Origin of the sequence: Streptomyces sp. NPDC059452, assembly GCF_042750035.1 — a bacterium.
Taxonomy (GTDB): Bacteria; Actinomycetota; Actinomycetes; order Streptomycetales; family Streptomycetaceae; genus Streptomyces.
In genome coordinates this window covers 87,941-112,764 of record NZ_JBHYVE010000020.1, presented here as the reverse complement: position 1 = coordinate 112,764, position 24,824 = coordinate 87,941, and the positions used below count along the sequence as shown (strand labels likewise).

The following is a 24,824-nucleotide window of genomic DNA, read 5'->3' as shown; positions in this document are numbered from 1 at the left end:
TCCGTCGGCCGCTTATTTTTTTTATAAGATAGTGGTTTCGGCTTTTTGGTGGGGGGGGGGGGGGGTCCCCTTGCCCCCCCCCCCCTCCCGCCTTTCCTTGCTACGGTGGAACCACCCCGACGAGACGCGCCGTACCGGGCAGGCAAAGACGACGCATCCGTGTTCGTTCGCATGTTGTCGTCGGAGGTTCTGCCGTGGCCTGGGTTCTGTTGATCATCGCCGGTCTGCTCGAAGTGGGCTGGTCGATCGGGATGAAGTACACCGAGGGGTTCACCCGGCTGTGGCCGAGCGTGTTCACCGGCCTCGGAATCGTGGCGAGCATGGTGCTGCTGTCCCATGCCGCGAAGACGCTGCCGATCGGTACGGCGTACGGCGTGTGGGTCGGCATCGGCGCGGCCGGTGCGGCGATCCTGGGCATGGTCGTGCTGAACGAGCCGGTGACCGCCGCCCGGATCTTCTTCGTCTGTCTGCTGCTGGTCGCGGTGGTGGGGCTGAAGGCGACCTCCGGGCACTGAGGCTACCTCCGGGCAGCGAAGGTGCCTCCGCAGCGAAGGTGCCTCCGGCCCCTGAGTGCGTGAGGCGCCGGGGGGCGGGGGCCGGGGGCCGGGAGGTCGGGGGATCATCCGCCCGGGTGGCCGGGGGCTCAGCCGCTCGGGTGGCCGACGCTTTGGACGCCTTCGATGAAGCCGCCGCCGAAGGCCCCCGTACCGCCGTCGCCGTTCTCCCCGGGAGCGCCTCCGCCTCCCTCGGTGCCCGTGCCGTTTCCGGCTCCGCCGTCGCCGCCGGTCGCCCCCTCGTTCGTACCGCCTGTTCCGTCCGTACCGCCCGTTCCGCCGCCCGTGGTGCCTTCGGTTCCGTTTCCGGTGGTTCCGGCTCCCGCTCCGGTCCCGTTGTCGTTGCCCGGCGGGGCGGGGGCGGTCGGCGGGGCGGGGGTGGTGTCGGCCGGGGTGCTGGGGGAGGCGCCGGAGGGGGAGCCGTCCGGGGTGGCCGGTCCGGTGGTTCCGTTCTCCTCGTCGCCGGGCGCCTGCGGTTCGTCGGAGCCGGGGGCCGTCTCCAGGTCGAACTCCTGGGCCGGGGAGGAGCGCAGGGCCGCTTCCGTGTAGGCGGCCCAGGTCTCGGCCGGGACGCCTCCGCCGTTGACGCGGGGCAGGCCGAGGGCTCCGTACAGCGGGGTCTGGGCGCCGGAGTCGGGGTCCTGGCCCATCACGGCGACGACGGTCGCGAGGTCGGGGGTGTACCCGGCGAACCAGGCGGCCTTGTCCTCCTCGGCGGTACCGGTCTTGCCCACGGCGGGGCGGCCCGCGGCCTGGGCGGCGGAGCCGGTGCCGCCCTCCACGACGGAGCGGAGGAGGGCGGTGGTGGTGTCGGCGGCCTCGCGGGTGACGGTCTGCTCCGCCTTCCGGTCGGGCAGCTCGATCTCCGTACCGTCCTTGCTGACCTTGTCGACGAGGGTGTACGGGCGGTGCCGGCCGTGGTCGGCGAGGGTCGCGTACGCCTCGGTGAGGTCCAGGACGCTGGCGGTGGCGGGGCCGAGCGCGATGGAGGGGGAGGCGGTCAGGTCGGGGGTCTTCGCCGGGATACCGAGGGCGACCGCGGTCTCCCGCACCTTCTCGGGGCCGACGTCCTGCGCCATCTGCGCGTAGACGGAGTTGACGGACTTGTCGGTGGCGGTACGGACGGTGATCTGCCCGTAGTCGACGTCGTCCTCGTTGGCGGGGTCGTAACCGGTGGAGCCCTGGGCGCCCTGGACGGTGCGCTTGTTGGTGCCGTCGTAGTACGTCTCCGGGGTGATGCGCCGGCCGTCCTGGGTGGCGGAGCCGTTGGCGACGGCGGAGGTGAAGACGAACGGCTTGAAGGTGGAGCCGACCTGGTAGTCGCGGCGGGTGGCGTTGTTGACGTACTGCTGGGTGTAGTCGATGCCGCCGTACATCGCGACGACCTCGCCGCTCTCCGGGACGATGGAGGCGCCGCCGACGCGCACGTTCCGGTCGGCCTCGCGGTCCTTGCTCCGCTTCGCCATGACGTTCTTCTCGACCGCTTCGACGAGGGCGTCCTGCTTCTTCTTGTCGAGGGTGGTGGTGATGCGGTGGCCGCCGGTGGCGAGGGTCTCCTCGTCGATGATCCCGTTGCCGGTCAGGTACTCCTCGACGGCCTGCACCAGGTAGCCGCGCTGTCCGGAGAGGCCGGTGGAGGGCTTGGCCTCGCCGGGGACGGGGAACTCGGTCGTGGACCGTTCGCCGGAGTCCAGCCAGCCCTCCTTGACCATGCCGTCCAGGACGTAGTTCCAGCGGCTGAGGGCGGCGGGCTTGTTGCCGGGGCGGGCGACGACGTCGTACGCGCTGGGGGCGTTGAGGAGGGAGGCGAGGTACGCGCCCTCGGCGGTGGTGAGGTCCTCGACGTTCTTGCCGTAGTACGCCTGGGCGGCGGCCTGGATGCCGTAGGCGTTGCGCCCGAAGTAGCTGGTGTTGAGGTAGCCCTCGAAGATCTGGTCCTTGCTCTGCTCGCGGTTGAGCTTGATCGCGATGAAGAACTCCTTGGCCTTGCGGACGACGGTCCGCTCCTGGCCGAGGTAGTAGTTCTTGACGTACTGCTGGGTGATGGTGGAGCCGCCCTGCTTGCCCTTGCCGGTCACCGTGTTCCACCCGGCCCGGAACATGGCCCGTACGTCGACGGCGGGCTGGTGGTAGAAGTCGCGGTCCTCGGCGGCGAGCACGGCCTGCTGGACGGTGTCGGGCACCTGGGAGAGCTTGATCTTCTCCCGGTTCACCTCGCCGTCGCGGGCCAGGACGGTGCCGTCCTGGTAGAAGTAGACGTTGGACTCGGCGTCGGCGCCGGCGTTGGCGGCCGGGATCTCGACGAGCTGGTACCCGGCGAAGAACCCGCCGACGAGCAGGAGGGCGAGGCCCAGGAAACCACCGACGAGCATCCGCCAGGTCGGGAAGAGGCGGCGCCAACCGGTCCGCCTGGGGCGTTTCGTGCGCCCCTTCTTCTGTCCCGGCTTTCCCGGGCTTCCCGAGCTCCCCGGGCCTTCTGAGCTTCCCGGGCCTCCTGAGCTTCCCGAGGCTGAGGGGTCCCGAGGGGCCCAGTTCTGTGGCGCGTCGCTCATGTCGGTGGGGGCTCCTCGGGTGCGGTCAGTTCTCCCATAGTGCCCGTTTCGCCGGGAAACCCTCGTATCATCCTCCGATCTCCCCCGTTCTCCGTCTCCGTGCTCCCTCCTTCGCCGCTTCCGGAAAAGCGGTCGCGGCCGTTCTCGCCCCTGTACTAGCGTCGGTCGCTTTGGTGTCGAGAGAGGGGGAGGGGACGGCGTGCGGCTGTACGCAGTGGTGGCGGCGGGCGGGTTCCGGCGTTACGCCACCTACCGGACGGCGACGGCCGCGGGGGTGTTCACCAACACCGTCTTCGGGTTCATCCTGGCGTACACCTACACCGCCCTGTGGGCCGAACGCCCGCAGCTCGGCGGGTACGACACCTCCCAGGCGCTGACGTACGTCTGGCTCGGGCAGGCCCTGCTGATGGCCTGCGCCATGATGGGCGGCGGCTTCGAGGACGAGCTGATGGAGCGGATCCGTACGGGGGACATCGCCGTCGACCTGTACCGCCCCGCCGACCTCCAGCTCTGGTGGCTGGCGGGGGACCTGGGCCGGGCGGTGTTCCATCTGCTGGGCCGGGGGGTCGCACCGATGTTCCTGGGGGCGCTCGCCTTCGATCTCGCGCTCCCCGGCTCACCGTGGACGTGGCTCGCGTTCCTCGTCTCCGTCCTGCTGGGCATCGTCGTCAGCTTCGCCGTGCGCTACCTGGTCGCGCTGTCGGCGTTCTGGCTGCTGGACGGGGCGGGCGCGATGCAGATCGCCTGGCTGCTGGGGCTGTTCTTCTCCGGGATGCTGCTGCCGCTGAACCTCTTCCCGGGGCTGCTCGGCGAGGTGGCCCGGATGCTGCCGTGGTCCTCGCTGCTCCAGATCCCGGCCGATGTGTTCCTCGGCAAGCACACGGGGTGGGGGCTGGTGGAGGTGTACGCGTTCCAGGGTGGCTGGGCGGTGGCGCTGCTGCTGGCGGGGCGGCTGCTCCAGACCGTGGCGACGAGGAGGGTGGTGGTGCAGGGTGGCTGACACGGTGGCGGTGCGGACCGAGGAGAGCCGGGAGGCGGGAGGCGTCGCGTACTTCGCGTACGAGGAGCGGCCCCGGCTGCTGGAGGGCGTGCGCGCGTACGGGCTGATCGTGGCGATGTGGGTGCGCTCGACGATGGCGTACCGGGCCTCGTTCGTCATGACGACGCTCGGGAACCTCGCGGTGACCGCCTTCGACTTCGTCGCGATCCTGCTGATGTTCACGCACGTCGACGCGCTGGGCGGCTACACGCTCCCCGAGATCGCCCTGCTGTACGGGGTCTCGGCGACCGCGTTCGGGCTCACCGATCTGCTGCTCGGGTCGATGGACCGGCTGGGCCGGCGGGTGCGCGACGGAACGCTGGACACGCTGCTGGTGCGGCCGGTGCCGGTGCTGGCCCAGGTGGCGGCGGACCGGTTCGCGCTGCGCCGGATGGGGCGGATCGTCCAGGGGCTGGTGGTCCTCGGCTATGCCCTCCTCACCCTGGACATCGCGTGGACGCCGCTGAAGGCGCTGATGCTGCCGCTGATGGTGGTGAGCGGCGCGGCGATCTTCGGGGCCGTCTTCGTGGGCGGGGCGGCGTTCCAGTTCGTCGCCCAGGACGCCTCGGAGGTGCAGAGCTCCTTCACGTACGGCGGGACGACGCTGCTCCAGTATCCGCCGACGATCTTCGCGAAGGACCTGGTGCGCGGGGTGACGTTCGTGGTCCCGCTGGCCTTCGTCAGCTGGCTGCCCGCGCTGTATGTGCTGGACCGGGAGTACCCGCTGGACCTGCCGCAGTGGGTGGCCTTCCTGCCGCCGGTGGTCGCGGCGGGGTGCTGGGCGATGGCGGGGCTCGGATGGCGGGCGGGGCTGCGGGCGTACCGGAGTACGGGCAGTTGAGGGAGTTGAGGGAAGGAAACGGAAAGGAAAGGGAGTCGGGAACGGTGGACGGGTTCGCACAACAGGTCACGGGCGTGGGCGGCGAGGGTTTCATCACCCTCGACGGCGTCGAGAAGGTCTTCCAGGTCCGCCGGAAGGCCGGTCTGCTGCGCCGGGAGCGGCAGGAGGTCCGGGCCGTGGACGGCATCAGCTTCCAGGTGGCGCGCGGCGAGATGGTCGGCTACATCGGCCCGAACGGGGCGGGCAAGTCGACCACGATCAAGATGCTGACGGGCATCCTCACCCCCAGCGGCGGCAGCCTGCGCGTGGCGGGCATCGACCCCTCCCGGGAACGTACGCGCCTGGCCCACCGCATCGGTGTGGTCTTCGGCCAACGGACCACCCTCTGGTGGGACTTGCCGCTGCGCGACTCGTACCGGCTGATGCACCGCATGTACCGCATCCCGGACCGGCGGTTCCGGGAGAACCTGGACCGCTGTGTCGAACTCCTCGACCTGGGCGAGCTGTTGGACGTACCCGTACGGCAACTCTCCCTGGGGCAGCGGATGCGCGGCGATATCGCGGCGGCCCTGCTGCACGATCCGGAGGTGCTCTACCTGGACGAGCCGACGATCGGGCTCGATGTGGTCTCCAAGGCCAAGGTGCGCCAATTCCTGAAGGAGTTGAACGCGGACCGGGGGACCACGGTCCTGCTGACGACGCACGATCTGACCGACATCGAGCAGTTGTGCCGCCGGGTGATGGTGATCGACCACGGCCGTCTGATGTACGACGGTTCGGTCGCCGGTCTCCATGAGGTGGGGGAGAGCGAGCGGATGCTCGTGGTGGACCTGGAGCGCGAACTCCCGCCGATCGTGCTGGAGTCGGAGGGGTCGGGGCCGGGATCGGGGCCGGTTCTGCGGGCGGTCAAGGTGGAGGGCCCGCGACAGTGGCTGGCCTTCCCCGCCTCGATGTCGGCCGCCCCGCTGGTGGCGCGGATCGCGGCGGATTACCCGTTGCTGGACCTGTCGGTGCGGGAGCCGGACATCGAGGCCGTGATCGCGAAGATGTACGAGGCGGCGCCGTGAAGATGTACGAGGCGGCCGCCGTGAGGTGTGCCCTTCGCACGGCCCTTTGAGGTGCCCCTCGCACGGCCCTTTGAGGTGCCTTTCCGGCCGACGCGCGCAGGTCCTGGGCCTGCACGTCTGTGCTGGGAACGGGTGCGTTCAATAGGCTGCGCGGTATGACAAGTGAACGTCCGGAAATGCGTGCCTCCGATGCTGAGCGTGAGCGGATCGCCGAGTTGCTGAGAGAGGCCGTGGCCGAGGGCCGGCTGGAGATGGACGAGTTCGAGCAGCGCCTCGAAACGGCCTATGCAGCCCGTACGCACGGGGAGTTGGAGCCGCTCGTCCGGGACCTTCCGGCCCCCGGCACGGCGGTGACCCCGGTGGGCTCCTCCGCCCCGGCCCCGCTGCGGGGTTCCGCCGCGAGCTGGCCCGCGCGGATCGGCGGCACCGCCACCTCCAAGGGCGCGTTCGCGTTCTGGAGCGGCTTCAGCCGGAAGGGCCGCTGGACGGTGGGCCGGAAGTTCACCGCGTTCGCGATGTGGGGCGGCGGCGAGATCGACCTGCGCGAGGCGAACTTCGAGGACCGCGAGATCGTCATCCGCTGCTTCACGATCATGGGCGGCCTCCAGGTGACGGCCCCGCCGGAGCTGAACGTGGACGTCCGGGGCATCGGCATCATGGGCGGTTTCGGCGAGGGCCCGAACGAGGACGGCGAGCCCGCCCCGGACGCCCCGCACGTACGGATCACCGGCTTCGCCCTGATGGGCGGCGTCGGCGTGGAGCGCAAGCGGACGAAGGCGGAGCGCCGTCGGCTGAAGGAGGCCGAGGAGATCGAGAAGGCCGAGCGGGCGGTACGCGAACGGCAGCGGCTGGCCGGCCTGGACAAGGGCCCGGAGGACGGCGGGGGACGCAAGGAGCTGGGCTGAGCGGGGCCTGGGCTGAGCCGGGCCTGGGCTGGTCTGACCTGGGCTGGGCTGGGCTGGCCCGGCCCCCGGCCCGGCCTGAGTCGGCCTTGGCCTGTCCTGCCTGTCTCCGTACGTCACCCCCGTACGTCACCCCTGTACGTCACCTCACAGCTCGTCGGACTCCGGCGTGCGGGCCCGCTCCACGGTCGTCAGGTCCACCCGCTCGCCGAGCGCCCGGTACCCGGCGTCGTTGAAATGCAGGTGGTCGCCGGAGTCGTACGCGGCGCGGAGCCGGTTCGGCGCGTACGGGTCGCGTACGGCCTCGTCGAAGTCCACGTACGCGTCGAAGACGGAACCCGCCCGGATCTCCGCGTTGACCGCCAGCCGTACGGCGTTGCGCTCGGGCGTCCAGGTGGGGAAGCCCTCGAAGGGGGTGAGCGTCGCGCCGACGACGGTCAGCCCCTGGGCCCGCGCCTGCTCGGCGAGGGTGCGCAGGCCGGCCACGATGCGCCGGGGGTCGGTCTCCTGGGGCGCCTGCTGTACGTCGTTGATGCCGAGGGCCACGATCACGGTGCGCGCCCCGGTGACGGAGAGCACATCGCGCTCGAACCGGTCGGTCCCGGCCTGGCCCGCCGAGCCCTGGGTGAGGAGCCGGTTGCCCGCGATGCCCGCGTTGGCGACCCCGTACCGCCCGCCCAGCCGGTCGGCGAGGACATCGGTCCAGCGGGTGTTGGCGTCGGTCGTGGAGCCGCTGCCCGCGGTCAGCGAGTCCCCGATGACGACGACGGTGCCGGGTGCGGCCTCGTTGCGGACGTCCACGGCGGTGAGGTAGCGCCAGCGGGTGGTGGACCAGGTGCCCTTGTTGTCGGCGAGGTAGGACGTCTGGTGGGTGTTGGGGTGGTAGGTGACCGGGCCGCTCGCGCGCGGGGTGCGGAAGCTGACCTGGAGGTCGGAGTCGGGGGCGACCGGTACGACGACCGGGTCGCTGACGACCCGTCCGCCCGCCGCGATGGTGACGGCGGAGGCGCCGTCGAACGTCACCGGGCGGGTGTTGACCGTGGCCCGGTCGACGAGGAGCGGGGTGGTCCCGTACAGGTTGGAGAGCGTGATCCGGGCCGCGTCCCCGCCGACGCTGGTGTGCACGACGTTACGGATGGTGCTTCCGGGAAAGCCCTTGCCGGTGTCCGGCTCCGGGCCGACGGGTGCGGTGGTCCAGGTGGCGACCCAGTTCCCGGCGGCGTTGGCGGGGGCGACCGGGTTGCGGGCCGCCGCGTGCGTCTCGGCGGGCGGGGGCGCGGCGGGCCGGGTCCCGGCGAACAGGTGGGTGCCGAGCACGGCGGCGACGGCGGCCAGTACGGCGGTGCCCGCCACGAGGGCGATGAGCAGGGCGTACCCCTGGCGGCTGGGCATGTGCGGCGGTTCTCCTTGTGATGATCGTGCTGGTCCCATGATGCGACAGGCCGCGGGGAACTCGACGTGCGGCCCGGGAGTAGGGGAAGTAGGGACAATGCGTACGTCACGGGGGCGAGGCGTACGCGGACGGGTGGAGCGCATGGAACGGACCGGTTCCGGAGGGCAGGACGCGGTGGAGCAGCCAGGGGAGTCAGGGCAGTCAGGGGAGCCGGGGAAGCCAGGCGAGTCGGGGGAGTCCGGGGAGTCCGGGGAGCCTGGGCAGGGCCCGGACTCCGGAGGGGCTGGTTCCGGAACGCGGGCCGGTTCCGGAGCGCGGGCCGGGACCGGGACCCGGACCCGTAAGGAGCTCGGGGCGGCGCCGGTGACGGGCGGGTCCGGGAAGGCCGGGTCCGCCGGTTCCGGCGGGTCCGGAGGCTCCGGTGGCTCCGGTGGCTCCGGTGGGGCCCCCTTGGCTGCGGGCCCGCTCGCCTCGTTCGCGTACACCGCCGCCGACGAGGAGAAGCAGCGCGGCGTCCGGCGCATGAAGATCACGGCGACCGGCCTCCTTCTCTTCGTCGCGCTCGTCTATGTCCTGGCCACCTGGGCGGAGCACTCAGGTGTGGAGGGCTGGCCGGGCTACGTCGCGGCGGCTGCCGAGGCGGGGATGGTGGGCGCTCTGGCGGACTGGTTCGCCGTCACGGCGCTCTTCCGGCGCCCGCTCGGCCTGCCCATCCCCCACACCGCCATCATCCCCACCAAGAAGGATCAGCTGGGACAGTCCCTCGGTTCCTTCGTCGGCGAGAACTTTCTCTCCGGAGACGTCATTCGTGACCGAATTCACGCTCTGGGGGTCGGCCGGAGGGTCGGCGCGTGGCTGTCGGAGCCGGAACACGCGGACCGGGTCACCGCCGAGCTGGCGACCGCGCTGCGCGGCGCGCTGACTGTGCTGCGGGACTCCGACGTCCAGGCGGTGGTCGGCGAGGCCATCACCCGGCGGGCCAACGCGGTGGAGGTCGGCCCCGGTCTCGGCAAGATGCTGGAGCGGGTGGTGGAGGACGGCGGCCACCGCAAGGTCGTCGACCTCGTCTGCGTACGGGCGCACGACTGGCTGGTGGAGCACGGTGCCTCGGTGATGGACGCGGTGCAGGGCGGGGCGCCGGGGTGGACCCCGCGCTTCGTGGACAAGCGGGTGGGCGAGCGGGTCTACAAGGAGCTGCTGCGGTTCGTCACGGAGATGCGGGACATGCCGGGCCACCCGGCGCGCGCCTCCATCGACACGTTCCTCACCGACTTCGCGGCCGACCTCCAGGGCGATGCCGACACCCGGGCCCGGGTGGAGCGGCTGAAGTCGGAGATCCTGGGCCGGGACGAGGTGCAGGACGTCATCGCGTCGGCCTGGTCCTCCGTCCGTACGATGATCATGGCGGCGGCCGAGGACGAGCGCAGCGAACTGCGGCTGCGGGCCCGCGCCTCCCTGATGTCGCTGGGCGCCAAGCTGTCGAGCGACGAGCGGCTCCAGGGCAAGCTGGACGGCTGGCTGGAGGACGCGGCGGTGTACGTGGTCACGACGTACCGGGCCGAGATCACCTCACTGATCAGTGAGACGGTGGCGAGCTGGGACGCGGACCAGACGTCGAAGAAGATCGAGGCCCACATCGGCCGCGACCTCCAGTTCATCCGCATCAACGGCACGGTGGTGGGCGCGCTGGCGGGCCTGGCGATCCACACGGTGTCGCGGGCGCTGGGGGGCTGAGCCGTTTCACTGGGCTATGGGGGCTGTGGGGGCCGTGGGGCCTGAGGGGCTTTGCGGAGCTGTAGGGCCTTACGGAGCTGTGGGTTCCGGGTGCGTACCCGTCCTGTCGTACGGGTACGCACCCGGCTTACGCGGGGGAGTTGCCCGGTAGTACGGGCGTGGCGCGGCGAGTGTTCAACGCGGCGCGGACTTCTTTTGGAGAGCCCTCAGACCGTGGAGCGGCGGGTGACGGCCCAGGAGGCGGCGGCCACACCACCCGCGACGGCGAAGACGGCGGGCCAGGCGCCCACCTTCTTGGCCAGCGGGTGCGAACCGGCGAAGGCGGCGACGTACGCGACCGTCAGCGCGGTGGCCGCACGCGGTCCGGCCTGCCGGTTCCACTCGTACGCGGAGAGGGCCCCGGCGGCGGCGAGCGCGACCCCGCCGAGCGGACGCTTCTTGGTCCACCGGGCGACGCCGTAACCCCCGACGAGCCCGCTCGCCGCCACTGCCGCTGCCGGAACCTTCGCCATCGCCGCCACCATCACTTTCGTATCCGTATATCCGTGTGCCCGTCTCTCCGAGCGAGGCTAACCTCTGGCCGCTGACGGTTACGAGGGGGAGGGGCGGCACATGGGGACGACCGCAAGGACGATCACGGTGACGGGCAGGGACGAGGAAGACCGCCCGGTGCGCCTGTTCTGCACCGACAGCGCTGATGACGGCGAGGGCGACGCCGGGGGCAGAGGCGTCGACAGCCCGCCCCTCCTCCTGCTGCACGGCCTGGCCGGCCACTGCGGTGAGTGGGACGCGCTGACGGCCAGGTTCGCGGCCACGCACCGGGTGGTCGCGTTCGACGCCCGGGGCAGCGGGGCGAGTACCCGCCGCCCGGCGGACGTCTCCCGGGCCGCCCATGTACGGGATGTGGTCGAGGTCGCCCAGGCGCTCGGCCTCCCCACCGGCCGACTGGTCCTGGTGGGCCAGTCCATGGGCGGCCTCACGGCCCTGCTCACGGCGGCGGCCCACCCGGAGCTGGTCCGCGCCCTGGTCCTGATCGAGGCGGGGCCGGGCGGCCCGAGCCCGTCGCTGCCGGAGACCATCGGGGCCTGGCTGGACTCGTGGCCGGTCCCGTTCCCGGACGCCGGGGCGGCGGCCGCGTTCTTCGGAGGGGGAGCGGCGGGCCGGGCCTGGGCGGCGGGGCTCGTCCCGGGCCCCGGGGGACTGCGTCCGCGCGTGGACCGGGACGTCATGGTCGCCACGGTCCAGGAGAACGCCCACCGCGACTACTGGGACGCGTGGGACGAGGTGCGCTGCCCGGTGCTGGTGGTGCGGGCCGGGAAGGGGATGCTGAAGCAGCGGGAGGCGGACCGCATGGCCGAGCGCCGCCCGGGGACGCGGATCGCCGTGGTCCCGGACGCGGGGCACGACGTACACCTGGACGATCCGGCGGCGGTGTACGGGGAGATGGCGGCGTTTCTGGCGGAGGTGGGCGGGGGAGGGGCCCGGGCCTGAGGCTGAGGACCGGGCTCCGGGTGGCTGGACGTCACCGGTATAAGGTCTGGACCCGGCACACGAGGGTCATGGCTGGGCCGACGCCACTCGGTGGGCTCAACCACCTTAGGAAAGAAGGCGAGTTGAAGAGCACGACGTTCCGTATCGGCGGGGACCTGGAAGTACACCGGCTCGGGTTCGGAGCCATGCGACTGCCCACCGAACCGGCCCCCGACCGTGCGAGATCCCTCGCGGTCGCCCGCCGGGCGGTCGAGCTGGGCGTCACCTTGATCGACACGGCCCACCTGTACGGCGGGGGCGCCAACGAGGAGCTGCTCGCCGAGGCGCTGCACCCCTACCCGGACGATCTCCTGATCACCACGAAGGTCGGCGTCGCACGCTCGGCGGACACGGGGGAATGGGGCCTGGACGCCCGCCCGGCCGTGCTGCGGGAGCAGGTGGACCTGGCCCTGCGCCGACTGCGCGTCGAGCGGATCGAACTGCTCCAGCTGCACCGTATCGACCCGGAGACCCCGCTCGCCGAACAGCTGGGAACGCTGGGCGAGTTGCAGGCCGAGGGCAAGGTCGGTCACCTCGGCCTCTCCGAGGTGACGGTCGACGAGCTGAACCAGGCGCGGGCCCTCATCGACGTGGTGAGCGTGCAGAACCGCTACAACCTCCTGGAGCGCGAGCACGAACCGGTGCTCGCCGCCTGCGAGGCCGCCGGAATCGCCTTCCTGCCCTGGTGCCCCGTGGCCCACGGTGACGCGGGCGCGAACGCGGAGGTGGCCGCCGTGGCGGCCGAACTCGGCGCCACCCCCACCCAGGTCTCCCTGGCCTGGCTCCTCGCCCACTCACCGGTCATGCTCCCCATCCCGGGCACGGCGAGGGTGGCCCACCTGGAGGAGAACGTCGCGGCGGCCGAAGTGGCCCTGAGCCAGGAGCAGTACGACCGGCTGAAGGGGTGAGACGGACAGGGGGATGGGGAGGGGGCGGCAGGGGGCAGTGAGGGCACAGGGGCGGTGAGGGCAGAGGAGCGGTGAGGGCGGCGAGGCCCTCCGGGGCGGGACTGACTCCTCCCCGGAGCCCCGCCCCGCAGGGCGTGAGGCTCCCGTGACGCGTGTGACTGCCTTCACACCCCTGCCCGTTCTCTGTTTCTCCTGGTCCGGATGGCGTGAAACCAGCCCCGAGGGGCCCCTGTGAGTGTCGAAGCGTGGGCCGTGAAGCCCCCTGGAGGGGCGATTTGCCCCGTTCATCTCCCGTACATCTGGCGCCGTAGAGGCAGCTCACGGCAGGGGATCGGCAGCACCAACCGGGTTTACATCCCTTACCGCGACGGCCGTATTGCGGCACTTTTCCCGCTAAGGGGTCATGGGTGGAGAACATCCGTAATGTCGGACCTGTTTACAGCGGGCGTCACTGTCCGAAACGGATTGTTGACGGAAAGAATGGCCCCGGGATACGTTTTTCGGCGTAAAAGGCAAGCCATGCAGACGGGAATCGGTGAAGGATTGTGGGAATAGTTGCCCAGGCTCTCAACGAATACCGATTAAGCGAGTCGGAGGCGGATAAGGTAGGTGAGTTGTCCGCGCTCGCCGCGCATTTGTCGGGCTCGCTCCCCATCGTCGCTTCGGGGCTCCTCCTGGATCTCCCCGAGGGTATGCGAAAAACGGTTCTCGATTTCGGCGCGGACGAGGGGACCGACGGATTCTGCCTGCTTCGCGGTGTCCCGGTGGGTGAGCTCCCGAAGACTCCGCAGGCTCATGAAGCGCACGTACTCGACAGGCACCCCACCAACGGGACCCTCATGCTCGTCGCGGATCTCCTCGGCTCGCTGACCGGGTATCAGGACGAGAAGTCCGGTGCCCTGTTCCATGACGTCCATCCCGTACGAGGGGAGGAGACCCGGATCGAGAACAGCGGTTCGGTCGCCTTCGACTTCCACACGGAGAACGTGCACCACCCCTTGCGCCCCGACTACCTGGGCCTGCTCTGCCTGCGTCAGGACCACGAGCGGATCGCCGCGACCCGTGTCTCGTCCGTACGGGACGCACTGCCCCTGCTGACGGACGAACAGGTGGCGGAGCTGCGGAAGCCGCAGTTCCACAGCCTGTACCCGACCTCCTTCGCGCGGAACATCGCGGGGCCGCGCCCCTCCGCCGGGCCCCACCCGGTGATCTTCGGACCGGCGGACCGCCCGTTCATGCGCTTCAACTCGCACAACACCCAGGGCTCCGAACCGGAGGCACGGGCGGCGCTGCGGGCCCTCACCGGGGCGCTGGAGGAGGTCTGCCGTGATCTGGTGCTCGCGCCGGGCGACCTCGTCGTCCTGGACAACCACGTCGTCGTGCACGGGCGCAGCGCCTTCACCCCCCGCTACGACGGGCATGACCGGTGGCTCCGGCGCTTCTACTCCCTGCGCACCACCCCTCTGTGGGCTCAGCGCATGATGTGGCACCCTCGCGTGCTGCCCGCGATGACGGAGATCCGCGGGGTCCTCTGACCCGGCGGACGATGCCCCGGCCGCCGGGAGCCGGGGCCGTTCGATGTGAAATGGTGAATGAGGAAGAGTGGAACTGTACGAAGTGCTCGGCCTGCTCCTTGCCGCCGCGGCGGCCGGCTGGGTGGACGCGGTGGTCGGTGGTGGCGGGGTTCTGCTCATCCCGGTGCTCCTGCTGACCTTCCCCCAGTACTCGCCGGCGGTGGCGCTGGGCACGAACAAGATCGCGGCGGTCATGGGCACCACGACCGCCGCGTACATGTACCAGCGGCGTACCGCACTCGACCGCTCGGTGCTGCTGCCCGCCGCCGGACTCGCGGTCCCCTTCGGCGCCCTCGGTGCCCTGTCCGCGTCGAGCGTCCCCACGAGCTTCTTCCGGCCCGTCATCATGGCCCTGCTCGTCATGGTGGCGCTCTTCGTCGCCTTCCGGCCCAGCTTCGGGGTGCAGCAGCGGGACATCGTCGTCACTCCGCGCCGCCGCACTGCGGCGATCCTCATCGCGGGTGTCGGGATCGGCTTCTACGACGGGGTCTTCGGGCCCGGCGTGGGCACCTTTCTCATCATCTCCTTCACCACCCTTCTCGCGACACAGTTCCTGGAGAGCGCGGCCATGGCGAAGGTGATCAACGCCTCGTCCAATCTGGGGGCCCTCGCGGTCTTCGCCTGGCAGGGAAACGTCCTGTGGGCCCTCGGGCTCGGAATGGCCGTGGGAAACATCGCCGGCGCGATGATCGGATCACGTACCGCGATGAAAAGGGGGTCCGGGTTCGTTCGGATTGTTCTGGTTCTCGTGGTCACTGGAATGGTGGCCAAGATGGCTTTCGACCAGTTCGTCTGACAGAAACTCGGCATCTGACAGAAACGCACTGTCCGGCAGGAACATGCGGTCCGGCAGAAACATGCCGTCCGGTAGAAACTCATCGTCTGACAGGAGCCGCCCTCTGGCAGAAACCCACCTTCTTGCAGAAACTCGCCCTCTGACAGAAACCCACCAGTCGACGGAAGAGGTTTTATGGCAAGGGAATTATCCGGGCTGCTGACCCTGACCGACTTCGAAGACGCCGCCCGATCCGTTCTTGACGCCGCCTCCTGGGCCTATGTGGCGGGCGGAGCCGACACCCAGCTCACCGTCCGTGCCAACACGGACGCCTTCGACCAGGTCTGGCTGCGCCCCCGCGCCCTCGGCGGTTCGGGCGCGAAGCCCGACACCTCGGTGACCCTGCTCGGGCAGCGGCTCGCGCTCCCGGTCCTCCTCGCCCCGACCAGCCCCCAGCGGCTGCTCCACGAGGACGCCGAGATCGCGACCGCCCGCGCCGCCGAGTCCGCCGGCACTGTGTCGATCGTCAGCACCGACAGCCATCACGTGTTCGCCGACGTGACCGGCTCCGTCGGAAGCGACTCCTGGTTCCAGCTGTACGCCTACCGGTCCCGGGACGACGTCGCCGCGACGATCGCCCTGGCGGAGGAGGCCGGAGCGACCGCGCTCGTGGTCACGGTCGACGCGAGTTACGCGGCACGCCGCATCAGCACCCGGCGCGCGGGCTTCCGTACCCCGGCCCACGTCGACTTCGGCAACCTGCGCTCGCTGGGGGTGCTCACGGGGGAGATCCCGGAGGGCGCCCGCATCGACCGGCTCCCGCTGACCTGGGACGACCTGGAGTGGATCCGGAGCCGTACGAACCTGCCGATCGTGGTCAAGGGCGTCCTGCGGGCCGAGGACGCCGAACGGTGCGTCGGCCTCGGCGTGGAGGGCGTGATCGTCTCCAACCACGGTGGACGCCAACTCGACGGAGCGGTGCCCAGCCTGATCGCCCTGGAACAGGTGGCCGCCGCGATCTCCGACCGCGCGCTGGTGCTCCTGGACGGCGGTGTCCGCTCCGGCGTCCATGTGGTCAAGGCCCTCGCGCTCGGCGCGGACGCGGTGTGCATCGGCCGCCCCTACCTCTGGGGCCTCGGCCTGGCCGGCCAGCAGGGGGTCGAGGCGGTGCTCGACCTCCTCCGGAGCGAGATCGAGGACACGCTGCTCCAGCTCGGCGCGGACTCCGTGGCGGACATCGACGCGGACTTCGCGATCAGGGCCCGCTGAGCCACGGCTCCGGGCCATGCCCTGAGCCACGGCTCCGGGCCATCCGCCGACCCCTTCCCCAGGCAAGGAGACACCCTGTGACCGTCCATTTCTCGCGCGGCATCCCTCCGCTCGAAGCGATCCCCTCCCTCGCCATCGCCGAGCTGACCGGCACGATTCTCTCCACGGAACCGGACCGGGTCTTCCAGTACGCGCCCATCGGCCACCACACCGGAGACCGCGAACTCCGGGACCAGCTCGGCGCGTTCCACTCCGTCGACCCCGACCGGATCTTCGTCACCAACGGCTCGCTCCAGGCTCTCGACCTGCTCGCCGCCCACCTCCTCAAGGACGCCCCCGGCAACCTGGTCCTGGCCGAGGCACCGACGTACGACCGCGCCGTCCAGATATTCGAGCGGCACGGCGGGCGGGTCTCCGGGGTGCCGCTGCGGCACGACGGACTCGACCTGGACGTCCTGCGGGAGCGCCTGCGCACCGAGGTGCCCGCGTTCGTCTACGTGATCCCCGACTTCCAGAACCCCAGCGGTGTGACGACGAGCGAGGAGAAGCGGCGCGAACTCGTACGCCTGTCCGCCGAGTTCGGCTTCACGATCCTGGAGGACATCCCCTACCGGGAACTCCGCTTCGACGGCACCGCCCCCACGCTCCTCGGGGAACTCGCGGACGAGGTCGACGGCGCCCGGGTGCTGACCATGGGGTCGCTCAGCAAGATCCTCAGCCCGGGGCTGAGGGTCGGTTACGTCATCGCCCCGCCCGGTGTCCCGCGCGCTCTGGCCGCACTGGCGGAGAGCACGTACCTGTCACCCGCCCCGCTGCTTCAGACGGTGGCCGCACGGGCCTTCGAGAGCGGGCTGGTGCGGCAGAACATCGAGGAGGTACGGAAACTGCTGCGCCCGCGCCACGACGCCGCGGTCGAGGCGGTGCGCAAGGTCCTCGGTGACGTCGCGCTGTGCGTGCCCGAGGGCGGTTACTACATCAGCGTGCACCTGCCGGTCCGGACCACCGAGGAGAAGTTGCTCGCCGCGGCGTCCGCTGAGAACATCGCCCTGACCCGCGGCTCGGCCTTCTACCCGGCCGACTCGGCACCCCCCGCAGGAACGGTGTTCCTGCGCCTGCCGTTCCAGTCGCTCGACGGCGAACAGTTCACGGCGGGCGTGGCCGGGCTCGCGGCGGTGGCGCAACGGGCCGGGTAGCGGCCCGGGCGGCAGACACGGGGTACGGGAAGCGGCGGGAGCCGCACGTCGGGGGAAGGGCACGATGACCACGGCCGGGCAGAGCACCGAGGACGGCGCCGGGGAGGATCCCGTACAGGACCCCGTACAGCCCCCCGTACGAACTCCCGTACAAGAGAAGGACCAAGGAACAACGGTCCAGGAGACACCGGACCAAGGGGCGAAGGAACAGGAACCCGCGTGGAAGATCGGGCCGGAGGCGATCGGGCCGGAGGCAGGGCGCCCCGGGGTCCTGCGGGACGCCTCGCTCTCCGCCGTCGTCGCGGGCCTCGTCACCGTCACGGTCTCGTGCTCCGGCCCCCTCCTCGTGGTCCTCGCGGCGGCGGCCGCCGGTCACCTCAGCGACGAGCAGACCGCGTCCTGGGTCTGGGCGGCGTGCGTGGGCAGTGGCGTGACCTGCGCCGTGCTCAGCTGGTGGACCCGTATGCCGGTGATCACGGCCTTCTCGACACCGGGCGCCGCCGTCCTCGTCGGCAGCCTCGGGGACTACTCCTACCCCGAGGCTGTCGGGGCCTTCATCATCAGCGGCCTCCTCATGGCGCTGATCGGCCTGACCGGCGTCTTCGGGCGGATCATGCGGCGCATACCGCCCGGGATCGTGGCGGGCATGCTCGCGGGGGTGCTGTTCTCCTTCGGGGCGGGCCTGTTCTCGGCGCTGGACACCGCACCCCTCCCGGTGCTCGCGGCCCTCGCCACGTATCTGGCGGTGAAGCAGAGGTCACCCAGGTACGCGGTCGCCGGAGCGCTCGTCGCCGCGGTACTCGCCACCGCCGTCGCACCGGGTTTCCACAGCACGCCCATGGACATCAGGTGGACCCTGCCCGTGTTCACGGCACCGGAGTTCAGCGGCGCGGCGCTCGTGGGGATCGCCGTCCCGCTGGCCGTGGTCACGATGGCCTCGCAGAACGCCCCCGGGCTTGGCGTACTGGCCGCCTGCGGGTACCGCCCGAACGACCGGCTGCTCATCACCGCCACCGGCCTCACCTCATCGGCGCTCGCCCCGCTCGGCGGACACGCGGTGAACCTGGCGGCGATCACGGCCGCGATCAGCACGGGCGAGGAGTCCCACCCCGACCCCCGGCGCCGTTACGTGGCCGGTCTGGCGAGCGGCTTCTTCTACCTGCTGACGGGCGTCTGCGGCGCCGCCCTGGTGGGGCTCTTCGCCGCGCTGCCCGCCGAACTGATCGCCGTCATCGCCGGGGTGGCGCTCCTCGGCACGATCTCCTCAAGCCTGGCCCAGACCCTCGCCGACGAGCGGGGCCGGGACGCGTCGGTGGTCACGTTCCTCACCACGGCCTCCGGCGTCACCCTCGGCGGAATCGGATCGGCGTGCTGGGGCCTGCTCCTGGGACTGGCGACACACGCGGCACTCTCGGCACTTCCTGTACGAAGGCGGCGGCGCCGGGACCGGGAGGAGAACCCCGTACCTGCCCCCGCCCCGAAGGGGGCGCTGGACGCGTAGCAGACTGCGCTGAACATGAGCGGCAACGCCAGTATGGCCTCGGCCACCTGCGGCGCCGGTGGCTTCAGTGGTGGGGGACAGGTGCTTTGTTGATGATTACTGCACTCAGGCCGATCCCGTTCCCCGGGAAATCTCCGGTGGTGGTGCTCCGCCGCAAGAGTGGGCCGATCATCGGCATCGTTGCCTTGGTTCTCGGCGGCTCGGTGAGTGCTTGGGTTCTCGTGGCGCACGCCGACAGGTCTTCGGTGCCGGACAGAGTGACGGTCGCGATGCTCGTCCTCTTCTGTATGCGGGTCGGCTGGCGAGCCGTCGGGCGGCCACGGGTCGAGGCTCATCCTGAAGGTCTGCTGGTCGTCGGCCTGATGGGGCGGAGCTGGATCAACGCGAGGGAGATTCGCCTGATCTCTACGGAGAACGGGATGACGGTTGTCCTGGCGGACGGATACGAGGTGCCCGTGTTCGCCTTCTCGGCCTCGATGCTGGACCGTGGCCGGACCGAGCAGGCCGCTTCGCAGCTGCGTGGTGTGCTGAGGAAGGGGGCGGTGGTGCGGGACCCTGTGCCGTCGACCCGTTCTCCGGACTTCACCTGGTTCGACCTGGCCTTCGTGCCGCTGCCGGTTTTGATGTTGCTGTCAGCGGCCGGGATCTGGGGAACCTGGAGCTAGGAATCTCGGCTGGTTCTTTCGGGGGCGAAGTCCGGAGGTGGTGGCCGCGGCGCCGCATGACATGGCGCGGCGGCCATCGGCTGTTCCCGCCCGTCGACGAGTCCGCAACGAGCTCCCCCCACCCGAGCTCCGTTCCAAACCGGCCCCGCCTCCCGCCCCGCCCCCGCCTCCCGACTATGGCTACCGAGCCAACTCCGCCGATCGCACCGCCCCCGACACCAGAGCAACCCCCACCCCCACACTCCCGAACACCCCGCAGCCGACGAAGACCGGCGCCACCCCCCACACCCCGATCGCCGCCCCGACCACCGGGTAGCTCAGCGGGGCCAGGCCCACCGTGGTGAGCATGATGACCGAGGTGACCCGGCCCAGGTACGCGGGGTCGGCGGCCGTCTGTACGAGGGCGTTGGCCAGGGTGCCGCAGATGCCCATGGCCAGACCTACGCCCGCAGCCAGCGCCACGGCGTACGGCAAGGTCGGGACCAGGGCGATGGCGGCCGCGCCCGCGCACCCGGTGAGCAGGGTTCCGGCCATCGTCAGTCCGGCCCGGGGGAGCCGGCCGGTGACGGTGAGCAGGACGGCCCCGACGGTGGCCCCGGCCCCGAAGCCGCTGACGATCCAGCCGTACCCCGAAGGTCCCCAGCCCCGCTCGCCGTTGAGCAGCAGCATGCCCACGTTGAGGGTCCCGGTGAGCCCGAACTCGCTGATGGCGGTCACCGCGATGAGCGGGCCGATGAGGCGGTGGCCGCGGATGTAACGCAGACCGCCGAGAAGGTCCTGCCAGGCGCTGCCGGGAGCCGGTGCCGGTGCGTCGTCCGGTGCCGCTGTCGTACCGCCCGCCGCGTCACCACGTACGTCCGAAGCCTCGGGCGCCGCCCCCAGCGGGCGCAGCCGTACCGCCAGCAGCAGCGGCAGCGACAGCGCGAACAGCAGCCCCGCGGCGGCGAACGCGGCCGACGCACCGCCCACCCCCATGGCCAGGCCACCGAGGGGCGGCCCCGCGATCTGGCTGACCCGCATCGACAGCGTACGCATGCCGGTGACGCGCGCCAGTTGGTCCGGGCTCGTGATGCGTGGCGGGAGGGCCCCGACGGCCGGGACGAACAGCGCGTCCACGGCCCCGAACGCGAGGGCCAGTGCCACCAGGATCCACACCGCGGGCGCGGTGACCGCGACTCCCGCCGCCACCGCGAGGATGAGGACGCACCGTACGGCGTCGCTGCCCAGCACGATCCGGCGCAGCCCGAACCGGTCGGCCGCCACGCCACCGCCCAGCATGAGGAGCGCGCGCGGCAGCGCCCCGGCCGCCATGACCAGGCCGACCTCCGTGGGCCCGGCGACCTTCTGGGCCGACCAGCCGAGGGCGACGAAGTAGATGCTGTCGCCGATGAGCGAGATGGTGTACGCGGCGAGCCAGCGCAGCACGTTGGCGTCGCGGTGGGCCGGGCGGGGCGCGGTGGGGGCGGGGGTCGGGGCCTTGGGTATGACGTTCTCTGGTGCTGCGGACATGGGGTCTCCCTGCGTACGGGCCGGGCGGAGGCGGAATTCCCCGGGGCGGGGGAATCGGGGGGAACCGGGGTGAACCAGGGGCGGGCTCAGGTCCGGAACGGGAACCCGTACAGATGCACCGACACGTGCTCGCGCCCCTCCGTCCTGCCCGCCTCCTTGGCGGCCTTGCCGCGTTCCCTCCACCGCCGGGTGATGACCTCCAACTCGTCGTTCATCTCGGCGAGTTCCGCAGGGGTCAGGTCCATCACCCACTCCGACCTGAAGGCCGCGTCGGTCCATTCCGCACCCCAGGCGGCCGTCTGGTCCAGGTAGGCCCGGTACTGGGCGGTCCGGTTCTCGTGGATGCCGCGCGTCACCGCGCCGACAACGGCGGCCCCTTCAGGTGTGTCCGCGAAGTCCGAGTCCCGGAAGCCCCACCCCTGCTCGGACGCCACCTGCCACCACCGCTCGCGGCCGTCCGTGCCCTGACCGCTCGCCTCGGCCACGAACCCGTGCTCGGCCAGCTTGCGCAGGTGGTAACTGACCAGCGACGGCGCCTGATCGGCCTGCTCGGCGAGTTGTGAGGCGGTCGCCGTGCCGGCGGCGTACAGGAGCCGGTAGAGCTGCATGCGCAGCGGGTTGGTGAAGGCCTTCAGCCGGGAGAGGTCGGTGATCTGCTCGGGTTCGCGCTTCGGAGGCATGCCCTCACCGTAGATGTGAAAGATTAGTTGCGCAATAAGTCTTTCACATTTGGGGGCGAGGGCTGCGCTGGCAGGAATGGCCTCGGCCCCGGTCTCGGTCCTGGTGGGACCGAGACCGGGGCCGAGGCGGGGTGGAGTGAAGTGGGGTCGGATGCGCGGGGACGCGCGACCCGGTCAGGCCTTGGCGGAGAACCAGCTGGTGCAGCCGTGGTTCGTGCTGCCCTTCTTGATGCAGGCACGGAACTGGATCTTGGTGCCTTCCTTGAGGTTCTTCGTCTTCTTGACCTGGGAAGGTGCCGGCTTGCCCTTGGTGTTGATGTTGATGATCGTCTTGCCGGTCGAGACCTGCTTGACCTGCCCCACGACGTAGTAGCCGTCGCTGCGCTTGTCGTTGACATAGAGGGTGTCACCGGTCCAGGAGCCCAGCAGTGGATCGGCGGCCCACAGGATCGCGCCGATGTTGTTCCGGTCGTGGTACAGGTTGAAGCCGCGGGTGCCGTCCTTCTTCAGCTCCTCCTTGTAGGCGATCTCCTTCCAGGTGAGCTTGGGGGCTGCCTGTGCGGCGGGCGCGGTCAGGACGGCGCCGGACAGGGCGAGACCGATCACAGTGGCGACGGCTGCGATACGGCGGCGGGCGTTCGAGCGCGGCATGTTTTTCCTCCATGGGTGGCGCCTGCACCGGGTGGGTGTCCCCCACGGCGCCGATGGTGCGATGGTGCGTTGTGAGGAGGCTAGTGGCCGATTTGCGTCCCATCGTCGGGGTTGGGACATCCTGGGATGGAAGCGCCTCTGACCTGCGTGAATTGACTGGGAGTGGGACGATCCCGGGACGTGGGACGCCGTGTGGGCCTGGCTGGGAACGATGCTTCGGGAGCTCGCTGGCCGAAAAGGAGGGCCATCTGAGCCGTCACCTCACGCTGCTACCGCTCCTGGTCCTCGGCGGTCATCGACTCCTCGGCCTCGCACCCCCCGGCCCCACCCCACCTCAGTCCAGCGCGACGCGGGCGGTGACCGGCAGATGGTCGCTTCCGGTGGCGGGGAGGGTGCGGATGTGGCCGACGGTGGCTGAGCGGGCCATGACCTGGTCGATCCGGGCCACCGGCAGGGCGGTGGGGAAGCTGAAGGCGAAGCCGCGCTCGGGGACGTTCAGCTGCGAGGTCAGTGGGGCCAGTCCGCGATCGTCGACGGTGCCGTTGAGGTCGCCCAGGAGGATCACGGTCTCCACTTCCTCGGCCCGGATGAGGTCCCCCAGCAGCCGGGCGCTCTCGTCGCGCCGGGAGGAGGCGAGCCCGCCGGGCCCGACCCGTACCGAAGGCAGGTGGGCGACGTACGCGGCGACCTCCCCGTACGGCGTCCGCACGACGGCCCGCAGCCCCCGGCTCCACCCCTCCGTGATGCCGCGCGGCTTGATGTCCACCAACTGGGCTTCGCCGAGCGGGTACTTCGACCACAGTCCTACGGTGCCGTGGACGGCGTGGTACGGATAGTCGGCCCCGAGGACGTTCTCGTACGCCGGCAGCCCGGGCATCACCAACTCCTCCAGCGCGATGAGATCGGCCCCGGTCGCTGCGAGCGCACGGGCGGTCCCCGTCGGATCGGGGTTCTCGTCACTGACGTTGTGCTGTACGACGACCAACTCCCGCCCACCGGAATCGGCTTCGGCCTCCGGCAGCAGCAGCCCACCGAACCCCTGCACCCAGACGGCCACCGGCAGGAGCAGCGCCACCAGAGCCGCACCGGACCGCCGCACGAGAGCGGCCACCAGCAACAGCGCGACGACCACCCCGGCCCACGGCAGGAAGGACTCCAGCAGACTCCCCACCCGCCCGGGGGAGTTGGGCACGGCGCGATGAAAGGCCAGCACCCCGGCCACGAGGACGGCGAGCCCGGCAACCACCCACCCCCGCCGCCCCTCACCGCCCGGGCCCCGCCACCTCGCCGCCCGCGTCACACCACCGTCTGCCCGCTCCACCATGTCTTCCCGTCCGCTTGGCCTTGCCCTTCAGGACGAGTGGCCAGGGGGAACGGTTTCCGAGGGGTTGCCGGGGCGGGGCAGTGCGGTGCGGGGCCGGGGGGCTCCTCCGGTCCGTGCTGCTCCCTCGGGCTGTGCTGCTCCTTCGATCGGGGGGTATACCCGCCCGGGGCATGGCCTCCCGTCCGCGTACCCCTGGAACAGGACCACCCGGCGCAGGAGCGGGCGGGGGCGGTTGCTGGTTGACTTGAGGGGCAGGCGGGCCGAGGTGCCGTACGCGCCGGGCCCCTTCCGAGCATGGCGGTGCGCGATGCCCAAGCTCCTGGTCGTGGAGGACGACGCCGCTTCCGTACTGGCGATGCGGGAGCTCCTCACGCGGGGCGGGTACCGGGTGGTGACGGCCACAGACGGTCGCGAGGGCCTGCGGCTGATGTTCGCGGAGCGGCCCGACCTGATGCTGCTGGACCTGCTGGTGCCCGAGCTGGACGGCTGGCGGGTGATGGCCCGCGCCCGCGACCTGAGCGATCTGCCGGTCCTGGTCGTCTCCGGCCTGGACGATGTCGAGCACCGGGTGAAGGCGTTGCGTGCGGGGGCCGACGACTATCTGGTGAAGCCCTTCCACCCCGAGGAGCTGCTGGCGCGCGTCGAGGCGCTGCTGCGCAGGGCCGGGCACCGGAAATGGGCCGGTGAGCGGGTCGGGGAGCATCTGCGGCTGGTGCCCGAGCGGCGGGCGGCGGTCTGGTACGGGGGTGAGGCGCGGCTCAGCGAGATCGAGTACCGGCTGCTCCAGCTCCTCGTACGCAACCGTGGCCGGGTCGTCACGGCGAAGCAGCTGCTCACCCGGGTGTGGGAGGACGAGACGGCCATCGGCGGCGACAGGGTCAAGTTCGGCGTCCTGCGGCTGCGCCGGAAGCTGCGCGAGGCGGCCGGGCCGGAGGCGCCGGACCCCATCGAGGCGGTACGGGGAGCGGGGTACCGCTTCGTGACCGCGGAGGAGATCGGTCAGGGGGGTGCGGAGGGGGCCGACGAGGGGGGCGTGCAGGAGGCTGCAGAGGAGATCGCGCAGGAGGCCGCGGAGGAAATCGACCGAAAATAGGCCAAAAAGGGGACGAAGGTCCCGTCCGGTAGGGGGCGAATGCCCGGGAAAGACGTCCCGAAGCGGGCTG

The 24,824-nt window shown here is 71.1% G+C and carries 22 protein-coding genes and 1 riboswitch; of the genes, 15 read left to right on the top strand and 7 right to left on the bottom strand.

Translation table 11 applies throughout. From position 1 onward, the window contains the following. Nucleotides 1-99: 99 nt before the first annotated feature. Nucleotides 100-158: riboswitch (guanidine-III (ykkC-III) riboswitch) on the top strand. A 36-nt stretch (nt 159-194) separates the two neighbouring features. Then, entirely contained in the window at nt 195-515 is a 321-nt protein-coding gene (locus ACFW9Z_RS25075) for a multidrug efflux SMR transporter (protein WP_018488630.1), read from the top strand. Nucleotides 516-643: 128 nt separating this feature from the next. Here the strand turns inward: ACFW9Z_RS25075 and ACFW9Z_RS25070 are convergent, their stop codons facing one another. After that, nucleotides 644-3,106: a transglycosylase domain-containing protein gene (locus ACFW9Z_RS25070; protein ID WP_384644647.1), complete on the bottom strand. Its 2,463-nt coding sequence runs from the start codon at nt 3,104-3,106 to the stop codon at nt 644-646. Nucleotides 3,107-3,305: 199 nt separating this feature from the next. Here ACFW9Z_RS25070 and ACFW9Z_RS25065 point away from each other — a divergent pair, with 199 nt between their 5' ends. The 4 genes from ACFW9Z_RS25065 (at nt 3,306) to ACFW9Z_RS25050 (ending at nt 6,958) form a co-directional block, all read left to right on the top strand. Continuing rightward, the gene (locus ACFW9Z_RS25065) at nt 3,306-4,106 is read left to right on the top strand and encodes an ABC transporter permease (RefSeq protein WP_384644645.1); all 801 of its coding nucleotides are present in this window, start codon (nt 3,306-3,308) and stop codon (nt 4,104-4,106) included. Beyond that, nucleotides 4,099-4,986 (top strand): ABC transporter permease, encoded by an 888-nt coding sequence (locus tag ACFW9Z_RS25060; protein ID WP_384644643.1) that lies wholly within the window; start codon nt 4,099-4,101, stop codon nt 4,984-4,986. Before ACFW9Z_RS25065 ends, ACFW9Z_RS25060 begins: the two co-directional genes overlap by 8 nt. Next, nucleotides 4,944-6,053, top strand: coding sequence for an ATP-binding cassette domain-containing protein (locus tag ACFW9Z_RS25055; protein ID WP_384644641.1), 1,110 nt, complete (start codon nt 4,944-4,946; stop codon nt 6,051-6,053). The genes ACFW9Z_RS25060 and ACFW9Z_RS25055 overlap by 43 nt, the downstream gene beginning before the upstream one ends. Nucleotides 6,054-6,229: 176 nt before the next feature. Next, entirely contained in the window at nt 6,230-6,958 is a 729-nt protein-coding gene (locus tag ACFW9Z_RS25050) for a DUF1707 domain-containing protein (protein WP_384644740.1), read from the top strand. 144 nt (nt 6,959-7,102) lie between these two features. Here ACFW9Z_RS25050 and ACFW9Z_RS25045 read toward each other — a convergent pair whose 3' ends face one another. After that, nucleotides 7,103-8,347, bottom strand: coding sequence for an SGNH/GDSL hydrolase family protein (locus ACFW9Z_RS25045; RefSeq protein ID WP_384644639.1), 1,245 nt, complete (start codon nt 8,345-8,347; stop codon nt 7,103-7,105). 142 nt (nt 8,348-8,489) lie between these two features. Between ACFW9Z_RS25045 and ACFW9Z_RS25040 the strand changes: the two genes are divergently transcribed. Then, the gene (locus ACFW9Z_RS25040; RefSeq protein WP_384644637.1) at nt 8,490-10,082 is read left to right on the top strand and encodes a DUF445 domain-containing protein; all 1,593 of its coding nucleotides are present in this window, start codon (nt 8,490-8,492) and stop codon (nt 10,080-10,082) included. Nucleotides 10,083-10,288: 206 nt separating this feature from the next. Here ACFW9Z_RS25040 and ACFW9Z_RS25035 read toward each other — a convergent pair whose 3' ends face one another. Then, entirely contained in the window at nt 10,289-10,594 is a 306-nt protein-coding gene (locus ACFW9Z_RS25035) for a hypothetical protein (protein ID WP_384644635.1), read from the bottom strand. 100 nt (nt 10,595-10,694) lie between these two features. Here ACFW9Z_RS25035 and ACFW9Z_RS25030 point away from each other — a divergent pair, with 100 nt between their 5' ends. The 8 genes from ACFW9Z_RS25030 (at nt 10,695) to ACFW9Z_RS24995 (ending at nt 19,497) form a co-directional block, all read left to right on the top strand. After that, the gene (locus tag ACFW9Z_RS25030; RefSeq protein WP_384644633.1) at nt 10,695-11,573 is read left to right on the top strand and encodes an alpha/beta fold hydrolase; all 879 of its coding nucleotides are present in this window, start codon (nt 10,695-10,697) and stop codon (nt 11,571-11,573) included. A gap of 122 nt (nt 11,574-11,695) precedes the next feature. Then, a complete protein-coding gene (locus ACFW9Z_RS25025) occupies nt 11,696-12,520 on the top strand; it encodes an aldo/keto reductase (protein ID WP_384644631.1) in 825 nt (274 codons plus the stop codon). A 692-nt stretch (nt 12,521-13,212) separates the two neighbouring features. After that, nucleotides 13,213-14,055: a TauD/TfdA family dioxygenase gene (locus ACFW9Z_RS25020; RefSeq protein WP_384644629.1), complete on the top strand. Its 843-nt coding sequence runs from the start codon at nt 13,213-13,215 to the stop codon at nt 14,053-14,055. Between the two features lie 67 nt (nt 14,056-14,122). Next, nucleotides 14,123-14,890: a sulfite exporter TauE/SafE family protein gene (locus ACFW9Z_RS25015; protein WP_384644627.1), complete on the top strand. Its 768-nt coding sequence runs from the start codon at nt 14,123-14,125 to the stop codon at nt 14,888-14,890. Between the two features lie 174 nt (nt 14,891-15,064). Then, a complete protein-coding gene (locus ACFW9Z_RS25010; protein ID WP_384644625.1) occupies nt 15,065-16,138 on the top strand; it encodes an alpha-hydroxy acid oxidase in 1,074 nt (357 codons plus the stop codon). A gap of 77 nt (nt 16,139-16,215) precedes the next feature. Further along, nucleotides 16,216-17,331 carry a PLP-dependent aminotransferase family protein gene (locus ACFW9Z_RS25005; protein ID WP_384644623.1) on the top strand — a complete coding sequence of 372 codons (1,116 nt, stop codon included), beginning with the start codon at nt 16,216-16,218 and terminating at the stop codon, nt 17,329-17,331. Between the two features lie 64 nt (nt 17,332-17,395). Next, nucleotides 17,396-18,832 (top strand): benzoate/H(+) symporter BenE family transporter, encoded by a 1,437-nt coding sequence (locus ACFW9Z_RS25000; protein ID WP_384644621.1) that lies wholly within the window; start codon nt 17,396-17,398, stop codon nt 18,830-18,832. A 92-nt stretch (nt 18,833-18,924) separates the two neighbouring features. Further along, entirely contained in the window at nt 18,925-19,497 is a 573-nt protein-coding gene (locus tag ACFW9Z_RS24995) for a PH domain-containing protein (RefSeq protein WP_384644619.1), read from the top strand. Between the two features lie 180 nt (nt 19,498-19,677). Here ACFW9Z_RS24995 and ACFW9Z_RS24990 read toward each other — a convergent pair whose 3' ends face one another. The 4 genes from ACFW9Z_RS24990 to ACFW9Z_RS24975 all read right to left on the bottom strand — a co-directional run bounded on the left by ACFW9Z_RS24990 (nt 19,678) and on the right by ACFW9Z_RS24975 (nt 23,661). Continuing rightward, the gene (locus ACFW9Z_RS24990; protein WP_384644617.1) at nt 19,678-21,006 is read right to left on the bottom strand and encodes an MFS transporter; all 1,329 of its coding nucleotides are present in this window, start codon (nt 21,004-21,006) and stop codon (nt 19,678-19,680) included. Between the two features lie 86 nt (nt 21,007-21,092). Then, nucleotides 21,093-21,686 (bottom strand): ArsR/SmtB family transcription factor, encoded by a 594-nt coding sequence (locus ACFW9Z_RS24985; RefSeq protein ID WP_384644615.1) that lies wholly within the window; start codon nt 21,684-21,686, stop codon nt 21,093-21,095. Nucleotides 21,687-21,860: 174 nt separating this feature from the next. After that, the gene (locus ACFW9Z_RS24980) at nt 21,861-22,337 is read right to left on the bottom strand and encodes a hypothetical protein (protein WP_384644613.1); all 477 of its coding nucleotides are present in this window, start codon (nt 22,335-22,337) and stop codon (nt 21,861-21,863) included. A gap of 334 nt (nt 22,338-22,671) precedes the next feature. Next, nucleotides 22,672-23,661 carry an endonuclease/exonuclease/phosphatase family protein gene (locus tag ACFW9Z_RS24975; protein ID WP_384644611.1) on the bottom strand — a complete coding sequence of 330 codons (990 nt, stop codon included), beginning with the start codon at nt 23,659-23,661 and terminating at the stop codon, nt 22,672-22,674. 307 nt (nt 23,662-23,968) lie between these two features. Here ACFW9Z_RS24975 and ACFW9Z_RS24970 point away from each other — a divergent pair, with 307 nt between their 5' ends. Continuing rightward, complete coding sequence (locus tag ACFW9Z_RS24970; protein ID WP_384644609.1) at nt 23,969-24,754, top strand: response regulator transcription factor; 786 nt, start codon at nt 23,969-23,971, stop codon at nt 24,752-24,754. Nucleotides 24,755-24,824: the final 70 nt, after the last annotated feature.